Genomic DNA, 13,493 nt, shown 5'->3' with positions numbered 1-13,493 from the left:
CCGCCCCATGCCCACCCGCGGAGAATGGACCGATCAGATCAGCAGCGGCAGGAGGAGAGCGCCGTGGCGCTTACGGTCAAGGTCACTGTCGTCTGCGACCGGGGCGAAAGGCTGCGGGTGGAAACCGACCGCGCGGTCTTCTCCGCCCGCGGGATCATCAACGCAACCGGCACCTGGGAAACGCCCTTCATCCCCGACTACCCCGGCCGCGACCTGTTCCGTGGCGCGCAGCTTCACACCAAGGACTACCGGACCGCCGCCGCGTTCGCGGGGCAGCACGTCATCGTCGTGGGCGCAGGCATCTCGGCCATCCAGCTTCTGGACGAGATTTCGCGCGTGACCCGCACCACCTGGGTCACGCGGACCGCTCCGGTGTTCCGCGACGCGCCCTTCACGGCGGATGACGGCCGCGCCGCCGTGGCGCTGGTCGAGGACCGGGTCCGGCGCGGCCTGCCGCCCGCCTCGATCGTGTCGGTCACCGGCCTGCCCCTGACGCCCGCGATCCGCGCCATGCGCGACCGCGGCGTCCTGGACCGCAAGCCGATGTTCGAGGCGCTGACCGAGACCGGCGTGCGCTGGCCCGACGGGTCCGAGACGCGCGCCGACGTGATCCTGTGGTGCACGGGCTTTCGCAGCTCGCTCGACCATCTCGCGCCGTTGCAGCTGCGCGAGGACGGCGGCGGGATCGTGATGGATGGACGGCTTGCGACCCGGGTTGCGAAGGACCCGCGCGTCCACCTGGTCGGCTACGGGCCGTCCGCGTCCACCATCGGCGCGAACCGCGCGGGTGGGGCTGCGGCGCGCGAGCTGGCCGGGTTCCTCGGGCTGGAGAAGGCGGCGATCAGATGAAACGGCGGCCCGCGCGCGCGAGCCGCCGCCGGTCTTTCAACCGTCAGCCCGTCAGACGAACAGGAAATCGTCCGCCGACAGGTCCGACAGGCGGGTATCCTCGATGTGGATCGTCAGGCCGCCCGCACGGATATCGACCGCGTCGCCCACCTGCCGCGCCGCCGCCATCACGCCCGCGAAGTCGCGGAACTGCGTCAGCGAGATCCGGTCGGCCTCGTGCGCGGCAAGGTTGAAGTCCTCGACCGTGACCGTGCCGGTGGCCTGCGGGGTGAACACGAACACGTCATTGCCGTGCCCGCCGTTCAGGGTGCCGCCCGTCCCGGCGACCAGCCGGTCCGCGTCCTCGGCGCCGTAGAGGCGGTCACCGCCCGCGCCCGCCGTCAGCACGTCCTGCCCGCGCCCGCCATGCAGCAGGTCGTTGGCCGTCGTGCCCGACACCCGGTCGTTGCCGCCCTGCCCGAACACCGCGCGCCCCGACAGCGTGTCGGCGTTCGCGCCGCCCTCGACCGCGCGGCCGAAGCGGATGTCGCGGTCGCCCAGCTCGAACGCCGACCAGTGGTCGTCTTCGAGCCGGTCGCCCTGGATCGAGTAGTCGGTGACGTGTTCGACCACGCCCAAGGGGCCGTAATGCGACAGCTCCACATCCTCGATCCCGCGCGCGAGCGTCAGCCCGTCCGCGGTCGCCACCACCAGCGTGCCGTCGGCCAGCCGGTACGCGGACGCGCCGGCGGCGGTCGTCAGGACGCGCAGGGTGTCGTTGCCCGACCCGCCCTCGACCACGTTCATGCCCGACCCGGTGCGGATCACATCGCTGCCCGCGCCGCCGTCGAGGTAGTCGTTGGCCTGCCCGTCGCGCAGCCGGTCCGCGAAGCTGGTCCCCACGATGAAGCCGGGATCGCCGTAGTGGTTCGAGGTCGGCGCCGATTTATCCTCGACCCAGACGGTGCCGCGCAGGTCGGCGCCCAAGTTCGACACGACGATCGCGCTGTCCTCGTTGGTCAGGTCGTAAAACGCGGAGTTGCCGATCCGCGCGACCGCGTCGCTCAGCACCGCGCCGACATGGGCCCACCAGCCGAACGGGTTCAACAGGCTGTCCACGGCCAGCGACAAGCCCGCCCCGGCGTAGTTGCCGTCGAATATGACCATGTTGTCGTTCGAGCCGTGGTAGTCGCCGTCGGGGTTCGACAGCCCCGGACCGGCCTGATCAACCGCCTCGTCGAAGCTTCTCGCCTCGCCGGTCAGGCGGTGGACGACGTCGTTTTCGTAGCCGATGTTCAGGACGCTGCCGTCGGTGACCACCACCGGCGCTTCGTGCCCGACGAAGTCCGCGTCGGCGTAGAACCCGCCCGCGAGCGTATCTGCCCCGCGCGCCATCAGGTTCGTCAGGCCGCCGCCCAGGCTGTAGCCGGTGACCAGCACGTCGTCACCCGAGAGCCCCTGCGAGGTCATGTAGGCGGCAAGCGCATCCAGCAGCGGCACCATGCAGGCGGTCAGCACGTCGTTGTTCATCGCGAAGTAATCCGCAACGTCGATCAGGTTGTTGGTGGCCACGAAGCTGATGCAGACCCGGTCGAGCGACCCGTCCGCGCCGTATTCACCATAGACCTTGACCTGCGGCCCGCCGTCGGCCCAGCCGGTGATCGGGCTTTCCATCTTGATGAAGCCTGACTCGTCGATCCGCGCCCCCTGCAGCCCGATGGTCGCCGCGCTGAGATCGCGCCACCCCTCCGGCAGGTCCAGCGGCATCGGCCCACCGGAAATCGCGCCGACGCCGAGCGTCCCCTGCGCCCCGGTCAGCGCCTGATCGATGGTGACGCCCGCGATCTTCGTCTGAAGCACCGACTGCGACGCCAGCCGGAACGAAAGCTCCGCAAGCGCCACCGACTGGTCAATCGTGTAATTCTTGTAGTCGAACGCACCCATGGCGCGAACCCTCCCCAAAGTTCCTCCGACGACCATCAGGCGGCAGGACGGCGGGTCCGCGGTGATGGACGTAGCGTCATGATCCCGGCTGACGCTGCGTCGTCGTTTTCTGAGGTCGGAGAACCGACATGCGGTTTGGCTTTTATGTCACCAGAACAAGGCGTTGCAGAGATGCTTTCGCCCGCATCATCACATGCCCGCTAGTTAGGCTGCTACATGGAAAAGCGGCAACTGCGCCCCCGCTCAGCCCCGTGCGCCGCCCTCGGCGATTCGCAGCAGGCCCTTTTGCAGCACGATGAACGCGAACAGCAGCGCGCCGATCACGATCCTCGTCCACCAGCTCGACAGCGTGCCGTCGAACACGATGTAGGTCTGGATCAGCCCCATGATCAGCACCCCCACCAGCGTCCCCGGCACCGTCCCCGACCCGCCTGACAGCAGCGTCCCGCCGATGACGACGGCGGCGATGGCGTCAAGCTCGGTCCCCACGGTCGCCAGCGAGTACCCGGCCGAGGTGTAGATCGCAAAGACGATCCCGGCCAACCCCGCGCAGAAGCCCGAGATCCCGTAGACCGCGACGATGGTGCGCCCGACCGGGACCCCCAGCAGCCCGGCGGTTCGCGCATCGCCCCCGATCGCCAGGACCCTTGTGCCGAAGGGCGTGCGGTGGATCAGCAGGCTGCCCGCCAGCACGACCAGCAGCATGACCCCGGCGATCAGCGTGAAGCGCCCCTTGCCGGGCAGCAGGTAATAGCTGGACGACAGCGCGTCGAAGAACGGGTGGTCGATAGGGACGGAGTCGATCGACAGGACGTAGGCGAGGCCGCGCGCCATGAACATGCCCGCCAGCGTGACGATGAAGGCGGGCATCTCCAACGCGTGGATCAGCGCCCCCATGCACAGCCCGAACGCCGTCGTCAGCACCAGCAGCAGCGCAAAGACCGCAAGCGGGTGCAACCCGGTGTCGCGCAGCATGACGGCAATGAACACGCCCGAAAACGCGATCACCGACCCGATGCTGAGGTCGATCCCCCCCGACAGGATCACGATCGTCATCCCCACCGCCGCGATGCCGAGATAGGCGTTGTCGGTCAGCAGGTTGCCGATCACCCGCGTTGACAGGATGTTGGGATACTGCATCCACGCCAGCGCGTACGCCGCGACGAAGATCGCGCAGGTCGCGAGGAGCGGCAGGAACCGCGCGCTCATGGCGAGGTCCCGGCGGAGTTCCGGCCCCGCGCCCCGACGCGCGCGCCGATGCGTCGGGCAAGCCCCAGGCGCGGCGACTGGATCAGCAGGATCACAAGCACTATCCACGCCTTGATGAGCAGGTTGTATTCGGGCGGAAAGCCCGCGAGCAGGATGCCCGTGTTTACCGTCTGCGTGACCATCGCCCCGATCAGCGAGGCGAGGATGGAAAACCGCCCGCCAAGCAGCGAGTTGCCCCCGATCACCACCGCAAGGATCGCGTCGAGTTCAAGCCACAGCCCGGCGTTGTTGGCGTCGGCCCCGCGGATGTCGGCCGCGACGATCACGCCCGCGACGGCGGCGCAAAGGCCGGACACGACATAGACCGCGACCAGCAGCGCGCGGGTGTTGACGCCGGCCCGGAACGAGGCGCGGGGGTTGACGCCCACCGCCTCGATCATGAAGCCCAGCGCGGTGCGGCGGACGACGAGGCCCGCGAGGATCGCGGCGGCGATCCAGATCAGGATCGGAACCGGCAGCGCGCCGATTGCGCCGGACCCGAGAAAGGCAAGGCCCGGGTGGTTGAAGGTCAGGATCGCCCCTTCCGTCACCAGCTGCGCGATGCCGCGCCCCGCGACCATCAGGATCAGCGTGGCGACGATGGGCTGGATCCGCAGCACCGCGACCAGGAACCCGTTCCACAACCCGCAGGCCAGGCCCGTCGCCAGCGACATGCCCAGCGCGGCGGGCAGGCCATAGCCGTCCGTGATGGCGCGGGCGGCCACGGCACCCGCGATGGCCATGACCGCGCCCACGCTCAGGTCGATGCCGCCCGTCGCGATCACCAGCGTCATCCCGATGGCCAGCAGCGCCACTGGCGCGCCCCGGTTCAGCACGTCGATCGGGCTGCCGTAAAGGCGGCCGTTGGCGATCGAGATGTCCAGAAAGCCCGGCATCAGCACCGTGATGGCGATCACCAGCACGACAAGCGTCGCCAGCATCGGCGCGATCCGGGCGAAAAGCTGCCCCATCACGCGGCGCCCGCGGTGGCATGGCCGGGGGCCGGCGCGGGTGTCGCAGCGATGGCCTGCACAATGCGCTCGGCGGCCACGTCCTCGCCCACCAGTTCGGCGACCTGCGCGCGGTCGCGCAGCACGATGACCCGGTGGGCGTAGGTCGAAAGCTCCTCCAGCTCGGACGAGATCACCAGCAGCGACATGCCCTGCGCGCACAGCTCCTCGATCACGCGGATGATCTCGGCATGCGCGCCCACGTCGATGCCGCGCGTGGGCTCGTCGAGGATCAGGAAGTCGGGGTTCATCAGCAGCCAGCGGGCGAGGATCACCTTTTGCTGGTTCCCGCCCGACAGCTGCCCCACCGGCTTTTCGGCGGACGGCGTGCGGATGTCGAGGCGGCGGATGTAGTCGGCGGCGATGCGGCCCTGTTCCGCGCGCGCGACCGGGCGCGACCAGCCGCGGCCGGCCTGCAGCGCCAGCAGGATGTTCTCGCGCACCGTCAGCTCGCCCACGATGCCGTCGGTCTTGCGGTCCTCGGGGCAGAAGCCGAAGCCTGCACGGATCGCCTCGCGCGGGTTGCGCAGCGACGCGGGGCGGCCCGCGGCTTGCGCGGTGCCGCTGTCGTGCGGGGTGATGCCGAAGATCGTCTCGGCCGTCTCGGTGCGCCCGGACCCCAAGAGGCCCGCAAGCCCCACCGCCTCGCCCCGGCGCACGGTCAGCGAGAACAGCTCGACCGCGCCCCGCTTGCCGAAACCGTTGAACGCGGCGGCAACCGGCGCGTCGGGAGCCACGGGCCGCGCCCGCGTCCCCTCGACCGCGTGCAGTTCATGCCCCAGCATCATCTGGACGAGCGCCAGCCGGTCGAGGTCAGCCGTGCGCCCGCCGCCGGCATTGCGCCCGTTCCGCAGGACGGTGACCCGGTCCGCGATCGCATAGACCTGATCAAGGAAATGCGAGATGAAGACGACCGCGAGCCCCCGGTCTTTCAGGTCGCGGATGATGCGGAACAGCCCCGCGACCTCGCGCGCATCAAGGCTCGCGGTCGGCTCGTCGAGGATCAGGACCTTGCCCGACAGGGCGACCGCGCGCGCGATGGCGACGATCTGCTGGACCGCCACGGAATAGGCGGCAAGCGGCCGGGTCACGTCGATCGACAGCCCATAGGCGGACAACACGTCTCTTGCCGCCCGCGACTGCGCGCGGCCCCGGATCATGCCGCCGCGCACCGGCTGGCGGCCCAGCATCAGGTTCTCAGCCACGGTCAGGTTCGGCAGCAGGTTCACCTCTTGGTAAACCGTCCCGATCCCCAGCCGCTGCGCGTCGGCCGTGGTGCGCGGGTCGATCGCCGCGCCGTCGAGCGCCACGGTGCCGCCGTCGCGGCGATAGGCGCCGGTCAGGCACTTGATGAGCGTGGACTTGCCCGCCCCGTTCTCGCCCAGCAGCGCGTGCACCTCGCCCCGTTCCAGGTCGAAATCCACGCCGTCGAGCGCCCGCGTGCCGGGGAACAGCTTGGTGAGGCCGCGTGCCTCGATCAGTCGGGTCATTGCCGCGTCCCTTTCGCGCCCAGTGCGCCGGTGCCGGAACGGCCCGCGAAGGCCGCCCCGGTTCCAGCGAAGCTCAGTAGCCAAGGTCCTTCTTGCTGTCGTAGACCGCCTGCGGATCGTCCGCCTGCGTGTACAGTTTCGACTCCGTCTGGATGAACTTCGCGGGCTCGGTCTTGTTCTTCCAGTAGGCGTCGAGCGCGTCGAAGGCGGGCGCGGCCATGTTGGGCGTCAGCTCGACCGTGGCGTTCGCCTCGCCCGCGACCATCGCCTGGAAGATGTCGGGCACGGCGTCGATCGAGACGACCTTGATGTCGGTGCCGGGCTTCAGCCCCGCTTCCTTGATCGCCTGGATCGCGCCCACCGCCATGTCGTCGTTGTGGGCGTAGAGCGCGCAGATGTTCTTGCCGCCGTCCTCGGCCTTGAGGAAGCTTTCCATCACCTCCTTGCCCTTGGCGCGGGTGAAATCGCCCGTCTGACTGCGCACGATCTTTATGTTGTCGTGCCCGGCGATCCCTTCCTCGAAGCCCTGCTTGCGCTTGATCGCGGGGGACGAGCCGGTGGTGCCTTGCAGCTCGACCACGTTGCAGGGCTGGTCACCCACGTCCGTTGCCAGCCACTCGCCCGCGACCTTGCCTTCGTGGACGAGGTCGGAGCCCACGGCGGTCAGGTACATCGTGTCGGGCGAATCCACCTGCCGGTCCAGCAGTACGACCGGGATCTCGGCCTCCTGCGCTTCCTTCAGGACTTCGTCCCACCCGGTGGCGACGACCGGGGCAAGCAGGATCGCGTCCACGCCTTGCGCGATGAAGCCCCGGACCGCCTTGATCTGGTTTTCCTGTTTTTGCTGGGCGTCGGCGAATTTCAGGTCGATGCCGCGCTTTTCGGCCTCTTCCCGCGTCACGGTGGTCTCGGCCGCGCGCCAGCCGGATTCCGATCCGATCTGGGCGAAGCCGACGGTCTGGGCCAGCGCCGCCCCGCCGCCAAGCGCGGTGGTGGCCAGCAGGGCCGCTGCGAACAGTTTCATCCTTTGTCCTCCTCCATGGGGCTGGGCGCCCCGGCCTGCCCCCGCGCGGGGGCTTTCAGCCCGGCCTCCTCGCCGGGCGTGAAACGGAAACGGGTGACCTGGCGGTAGGTCTCGCCCACGCGCAGGACCGGGTCGGGATAGCCCGGCCGGTTGGGCGCGTCGGGGCCGACCTGCGGTTCCAGCGCAAGGCCCGCGAAACGTGCGTAGGGCTGGCCCGTGAGGCCCGGCGCGCCGCCGTTCAGATGCGCGCCCGCATAGACCTGGATCGCGGGCTCGGTCGTCTCGACCGTCAGCGTCGGCCCATCCGATGCCGAAAGCCGCGCCACGGGCCGGGGCACGGCCGCGCGCCGGTCCGACAGATGCAGGCTCACGTCGATCAGCCCGGCATGAAGGCGATCCGCCATCCGTGCGCCCTGCCGCCAGTCGTGGCGGGTGCCGCTGACCGGACCTGGATCGCCGGTCGGGATCAGCTCGTCATCCACCGGCGCGAACCACGGCGCGTCGCACTGGAAGACATGCGCGGAAATGTCCTCGCGCCCGTCGAGGTTCCAGTAGCCGTGGGTCGCGAAGTTGCAGACCGTCTCGGCGTCGGTGGTGGCGGTGATCCCGATCTCAAGCGCCGGGCCGGGCACGATGCGATAGGTGACCGCGACCTCCAGCTGGCCGGGAAAGCCCATGTGGCCGTCGGGCAGCGTGTCGGCCATGGTGGCATGATCCGGGCCCGCGTCCACCAGCCGCCACAGCCGCACCCCGGTGCCGTCGCTGCCGCCGTGCAGCGTGTGGCGGCCCAGGAAGTTCGCGTCCAGCCGCCGCTGCGCCCCACCGATAAAGGCTGAGGCGCCGCCGATCCGGTTGGCGAAGCGGCCCACGATCGCCCCGCAGGACTTGCCCTCGACCAGGTAGGGCGGGAACGTGGGGTAGCCCAGCACCAGAGGCTGCGGATAACCCGCCAGACGCACGTCCTGGATCGTAGCCCCACAGGTGATCAGCCCGACCGACAGGCCGTGGCCCGCGATCGCCACGCGGTCCACCCGCCGCCCGTCGGCGGTGGTGCCGAACACCGCGCGCGCGCCCGGATCGAAGGCCTGGGGCGCGCGCGCGGCGGTCACAGCACGACCCTTGGCTCGGCGCGGCCGACCGCGCCCGGCGCGTCGATCACGAAGGTGCGGCCATCGTCGTCGGTGGGCGGTGCGAGGTCCTCGCGCGCGGTCGTGACGATCAGCCGGTCCAGCCCTTCGCCGATGAAGGCCGGACAGGTCGGGTTCGTGGCGGGCACGTCGAAAGAGCGCAGGAAACTGCCGTCCGGCGCGTGGCAGGCGACGCGGCCCGCGCCCCACTGGGCGATCCAAATCAGCCCCTCGGCATCCGTCACGGCGCCGTCCGGGTCCAGCCCCTCGCCCGACAGGTCGATGAAAACCCTCGGCTCGCCCTCGGGCCAGCCATCCGCGTCCAGCGCGACCGTCCAGACCCGCTGTTCGCTGGTGTCCGAGAAATAGCCGCGCCGGCCGTCAGGGGCGAAGCAGATCGAGTTCGGGATCGTGACGCCCGCGCGGATCACCCGCAACTCGCCGCGATGCAGGCGATAGATCGCGCCTGCATTCTTTGTCTTTTCGCGCGCCATGGTGCCGATCCAGAACCCGCCCATCGGATCGGCGCGGCCGTCGTTGCTGCGGTTTTCCGGCCTGTCCGCCTCGACCGGGCAGACGTCGCGGCGGGTTCCGTCGCGCAGGTCAAAGTCGATCAGCGCCGTGTCCGACGCGACCAGCAGCCGGTCGCGGTCGATCCAGCCGCAGGCGGTGACAGTGCGGTCGAAATCCCATGCCGCCCCGTCCGTGGACATCAGGCGGCTTGCCGCAATGTCGAACCAGAAGACCTGCCCGCGCGCGGGGTGCCAGAAGGCCCCCTCGCCCAGTTCGCAGGCGCGCGGGTCGAAGACGCGGGCGCCGGTCATGCGACGTCACCCGCGTGCCACGCCGCGACCATCTCGCGCGCGCGCATCCCCACCGTCGCCGCCACGTCGCCGGGGCGGTAAAGCGCGCTGCCGATGCCAAAGCCGGACGCGCCCGCCCGACGCCACTCGGCGAAGTTGCCCGCATCCACGCCGCCCACCGCATAGACCGGCTGGCCCTGCGGCAGCACGGCCAGCAGCGCCTTGAGCATCCCGGTCCCCGCGCGGTCGGCGGGAAACAGCTTCAGCACGTCCGCGCCCGCGGCAAGCGCCGCAAAACATTCCGTCGCGGTAAAGACGCCGGGACAGCTTTGCATCCCGCGCGCACGAGTTTCGGCGATCACGGCGGGGTCCGCGTTCGGCGACACGATCAGGGTGCCGCCCGCGTCCTGCACCTGCCCCACCTGCGCCGCCGTCAGCACCGTCCCCGCGCCCACCACGGCATTGTCGCCCGCGAGCCGGGCGATGGCCGCGATACTGTCCAGCGGATCGGGAGAGTTCAGCGGCACCTCGATCATGGTGATGCCCGCGCCGATCAGCGCCTCGGCCACGGGCGCGGCGTCGCGCGGGGTCAAGCCGCGCAAGATCGCGATCAGGGGCAGGTGGTCGGTCATGCGGGAACCTTCGTCAGGGCGGCGCGCGCCGCGGTCAGCCCGGCCAGCGCCATCTCGCTGCCGTCGAATATAAGGGGCGGATCGCCCGCGTCCCACGCAGCCAGCGCGCGGGCGTAAAGCGAGGTCAGCGCGGGCGCGCCAACCAGCGCAAGCGGCGCGCCTGCACGGAATGCCTCGGCCGCCGCGATCTCGGCCCCGACCAGCAGGCCCGACAAACGCCCGGCCGCCGCAGCCGCAGGCACGTCGCCCAGAAGCCCGGCGGCGCGCACGGAAAAAAGATCGGCGAGACCGGCCCCGCTGGCCGCCGCCGTGTCGAAGGCCGGCAGGTCGGGTTCCGCGTCCATCACCGACAGGCGCAGGACCGACTGGCCTGCCAGCAGCGCGTAAAGCTCGCCGGTCATGAAGGTGCGGAATGCGGTGACGCGGCCGTCTTCGATTCGCGCCCATTTGCTGTGGGTGCCGGGCAAGCAGGCGACGCCGTTCCAGCCGGGGCGCGCGGCGATCAGCCCGGCGAGCTGGGTTTCCTCGCCGCGCATGACGTCGGGCGGCGCGGACTGGCTGAGCCCCGGCAGGATCAGGACCGACAGGCGCGGGTCCGCGCCGTCGGGCCGTGTGGCGCTTGCGGGATCGAGCGGCGCGCAGGGGACCGCGCGATACGCGGCCTCGGCCCAGCCGCTGCGCGCCCCGGCCATGCCGCAGACCAGCACCGGCACGGGATCGGGGCGATCCCCCAGCCAAGGCCCGACGAGGTCCAGAAGCGCAGGCCCGTATCCCGCCCGGTCCAGCTGCCCCATCCCGCGATCCGACCCGGCACGGGCCAGCACCCGGCCGTCCGCGCCCATCGCCCAGACCCGCAGCCGGGTCGTGCCCCAGTCGGCGGCGATCCAGTCGAGACCTTCCAGCCGCGCGTTCATCGTCATGCCCCCGCCAGGTCGTCCGGCAGCAGCGCCGCCGGCATGTCCTGAAAACACACCGGCCGCAGGAATCGGCGGATCGCGAGCGTCCCGACCGAGGTCGCGCCGAAGTTGGTGCTGGCGGGATAGGGGCCGCCGTGGACCATCGCGTCGGCGACCTCGACCCCGGTCGGGAAGCCGTTGAAGAGGATGCGCCCCGCCTTGCGTTCGAGGACCGGCAGCAGGCGGCGGGCAAGATCCGCGTCGGCGTCGTCCATCTGGATCGTGCAGGTCAGCTGCCCGTCCAGGCCCTGCGCCTCGGCCAGCATGGCGTCGAAATCCGCCAGCCGGACGAGGACGCCGGAGGGGCCGAAGTTCTCGTGCCGCAGCGCGGGCGTCGCCTCCCACGCGGCGCGGTCGGCCTGAAACAGCGCGGGCGTGCCGTGACGGTCGTCGCCTTCGGGGCCGCGGGCGAGGGTCGCAACACCCGGCGCGGCGGCCGCGGCGGCGATGCCCGCGCGGTAGGCGCCAGCGATCCCGTGGGTCAGCATCGGCTGCGGCGCGGTCTGGGAGACGCCGTCGGCGGCGGCCGAGGCGAGCGCCTCCACGCCCGCGCCGTCGATCGCGAAGGCGACGCCGGGGTTGGTGCAGAACTGGCCCACCCCCATGGTCAGCGACGCGGCCCAGCCCGCGCCGATCGCGCCCCCGCGCGCGGCGGCGGCTGCGGGCAGGACGAAGACGGGGTTCACCGCCCCAAGCTCGCCAAAGAACGGGATCGGCTCGGGCCGCGCGGCGCACAGGTCGAAGAGCGCCCGCCCCGCGCCGAAACTGCCGGTGAAACCCACCGCCTTGATGAGCGGATGGCGCACCACGGCGTGACCCAGGTCGTTGCTGTCGCCCTGCAACAGCGCGAACACGCCGGGCGGCATGCCGGTCGCGCGGATCGCGTCCAGGATCGCGCCCGCGACCAGCTCGGACGTGCCGGGATGGGCCGGGTGGCCCTTGACGATGACCGGGCAGCCCGCCGCCAGCGCCGACGCCGTGTCGCCGCCCGCGGTCGAGAAGGCGAGCGGGAAGTTCGACGCGCCGAACACCGCAACAGGCCCAAGCGGGCGCTGCACCAGCCGCAGGTCCGGGCGCGGCGCGGGCTTGCGGTCCGGCAGCGCCGGGTCGTGGCGCAGGTCGAGATGGCGCCCCGCCTCGATATGGTCAGCGAAGAGCCGCAGCTGGCCGGTGGTGCGCCCGGTCTCGCCCACCAGCCGCGCCTCGGGCAGGCCGGACTCGGCCACGGCGCGGGGGACGATCGCGTCGCGGCGCGCGTCGATCCCTTCGGCGATGGCGCGCAGGAAGGCGGCGCGGTCGGCGCGCGAGGTGGCGGCGAAATCCGCAAAGGCAGCTTCGGCCGCTTGCGCGGCGCGCCGCACCTCGGCGGAACCGGCGCTCTGCACCGTCAGCGGCGCGGCGTCGCCCATCGTCACGGCGGCGAAGCTTTCGCCCCCTTCCACCCATTCGCTCGCGATCAGGTGCAGTCCGGTCAGTGTCATCGTCAATCCTCGAATGCGTCGGTCACGACGCGGCGGCCCAGCATGAAGGCGTCGGCGACCAGCACCTGCGGGCGCATGTCCACGTCGGCGCGGCGGCTGGCGATCAGGTCGGCGAAGCGGGCGTAGATGCCGTCGTATTCGCTGGCGAGCGTCTCGGCGCTGGACAGAACCTCGCCCCCCGCACGCACCTGCGCCCCGCCGCCGGTCAGTTCCAGCGTGCCGTCGTCGGTTTCGATCGTGATGTCCCAGGTCTGCGGGCCGGTCTGTCGCCAGTCGAAGTCGGTGTCGATCCCCGCGCCTGAGGCGGTGACGAGATCAAGCCGGGCGGCGATCGGCGTGTCGCGGTTCGACGGGAACGCCAGTTCAGCGCCGCGCAGCCGCACGGCGTCGGGCAGGATCTCGGTCAGGACCGACAGCGCATTGATGCCGGGGTCGAAGACGCCAAGGCCGCCCGCCTGCCAGATCCAGTCCTGTCCCGGATGCCAGCGCCGCACATCCTCGCGCCAGACGATGCGCGCGCCCGTGATGCGGCGGTCCGCAAGCCAGTCGCGCGCGGGTCCGACCCCTGCCGCGTGGCGCGAATGCCAGGTCGCGTACAGGACGCGGCCGTAAGCGGCAGCCAGTTCCGACAGGATCGCGACCTCGGCCAGCGACGCGCCGGGCGGCTTTTCCAGCAGCACGTCGCGCCCCGCCAGCAGCGCCTCGCGCGCAAGGGCGAAGCGGACCTGCGGCGGCACGCACAGCGCGATGGCGGTGATGCCGGGGCGGGCGGCGAGCATCGCGGACAGGTCCTCGAACGCATCCACCCCTTCGGCGTGGGCGTTGCGGCTGACCGTCGCGGCAAGGTGGAACGCGGGGCTGCGGGCGATCGAGGGCACGTGCTGGTCCACGGCGATCTTGCCCAGTCCCACGATCGCGATCTGCGTCAAGCCTGCGGCTGTTGTGGCTGT

The 13,493-nt window shown here is 71.1% G+C and carries 12 protein-coding genes; 1 reads left to right on the top strand and 11 read right to left on the bottom strand.

The features are described from left to right. Positions 1 to 24: 24 nt before the first annotated feature. Entirely contained in the window at positions 25 to 849 is an 825-nt protein-coding gene (locus tag FNF32_RS07645; RefSeq protein ID WP_221930683.1) for an NAD(P)-binding domain-containing protein, read from the top strand. A gap of 51 nt (positions 850 to 900) precedes the next feature. On the opposite strand, the gene FNF32_RS07640 is transcribed toward FNF32_RS07645, so the two are convergent. The 11 genes from FNF32_RS07640 to FNF32_RS07590 form a co-directional block, all read right to left on the bottom strand. Next, a complete protein-coding gene (locus FNF32_RS07640; protein ID WP_143796552.1) occupies positions 901 to 2,772 on the bottom strand; it encodes a calcium-binding protein in 1,872 nt (623 codons plus the stop codon). A gap of 243 nt (positions 2,773 to 3,015) precedes the next feature. After that, complete coding sequence (yjfF, locus tag FNF32_RS07635) at positions 3,016 to 3,981, bottom strand: galactofuranose ABC transporter, permease protein YjfF (protein WP_131674539.1); 966 nt, start codon at positions 3,979 to 3,981, stop codon at positions 3,016 to 3,018. After that, a complete protein-coding gene (locus tag FNF32_RS07630) occupies positions 3,978 to 4,991 on the bottom strand; it encodes an ABC transporter permease (protein WP_131674540.1) in 1,014 nt (337 codons plus the stop codon). Before FNF32_RS07630 ends, yjfF begins: the two co-directional genes overlap by 4 nt. Continuing rightward, positions 4,991 to 6,520, bottom strand: coding sequence for a sugar ABC transporter ATP-binding protein (locus FNF32_RS07625; protein ID WP_131674541.1), 1,530 nt, complete (start codon positions 6,518 to 6,520; stop codon positions 4,991 to 4,993). Before FNF32_RS07625 ends, FNF32_RS07630 begins: the two co-directional genes overlap by 1 nt. A 73-nt stretch (positions 6,521 to 6,593) precedes the next feature. Continuing rightward, a complete protein-coding gene (ytfQ, locus tag FNF32_RS07620; RefSeq protein WP_131674542.1) occupies positions 6,594 to 7,544 on the bottom strand; it encodes a galactofuranose ABC transporter, galactofuranose-binding protein YtfQ in 951 nt (316 codons plus the stop codon). Beyond that, positions 7,541 to 8,653: an aldose epimerase family protein gene (locus tag FNF32_RS07615; RefSeq protein WP_221930682.1), complete on the bottom strand. Its 1,113-nt coding sequence runs from the start codon at positions 8,651 to 8,653 to the stop codon at positions 7,541 to 7,543. The genes ytfQ and FNF32_RS07615 overlap by 4 nt, the downstream gene beginning before the upstream one ends. Beyond that, a complete protein-coding gene (locus FNF32_RS07610; protein WP_131674543.1) occupies positions 8,650 to 9,495 on the bottom strand; it encodes an SMP-30/gluconolactonase/LRE family protein in 846 nt (281 codons plus the stop codon). The genes FNF32_RS07615 and FNF32_RS07610 overlap by 4 nt, the downstream gene beginning before the upstream one ends. Continuing rightward, positions 9,492 to 10,106, bottom strand: a complete 615-nt coding sequence (locus FNF32_RS07605; protein ID WP_131674544.1) for a 2-dehydro-3-deoxy-6-phosphogalactonate aldolase — start codon at positions 10,104 to 10,106, stop codon at positions 9,492 to 9,494. The genes FNF32_RS07610 and FNF32_RS07605 overlap by 4 nt, the downstream gene beginning before the upstream one ends. Further along, positions 10,103 to 11,026 carry a 2-dehydro-3-deoxygalactonokinase gene (locus tag FNF32_RS07600; protein WP_246087735.1) on the bottom strand — a complete coding sequence of 308 codons (924 nt, stop codon included), beginning with the start codon at positions 11,024 to 11,026 and terminating at the stop codon, positions 10,103 to 10,105. The genes FNF32_RS07605 and FNF32_RS07600 overlap by 4 nt, the downstream gene beginning before the upstream one ends. Beyond that, positions 11,023 to 12,543, bottom strand: coding sequence for an aldehyde dehydrogenase (NADP(+)) (locus FNF32_RS07595; RefSeq protein WP_131674545.1), 1,521 nt, complete (start codon positions 12,541 to 12,543; stop codon positions 11,023 to 11,025). The genes FNF32_RS07600 and FNF32_RS07595 overlap by 4 nt, the downstream gene beginning before the upstream one ends. Before the next feature lie 2 nt (positions 12,544 to 12,545). After that, a complete protein-coding gene (locus tag FNF32_RS07590; protein ID WP_131674546.1) occupies positions 12,546 to 13,472 on the bottom strand; it encodes a Gfo/Idh/MocA family protein in 927 nt (308 codons plus the stop codon). Positions 13,473 to 13,493 lie beyond the last annotated feature (21 nt).

The organism is Paracoccus marinus, from assembly GCF_007018965.1.
GTDB lineage: Bacteria > Pseudomonadota > Alphaproteobacteria > Rhodobacterales > Rhodobacteraceae > Paracoccus > Paracoccus marinus.
This window is presented reverse-complemented; position numbering and strand designations above follow the sequence as displayed.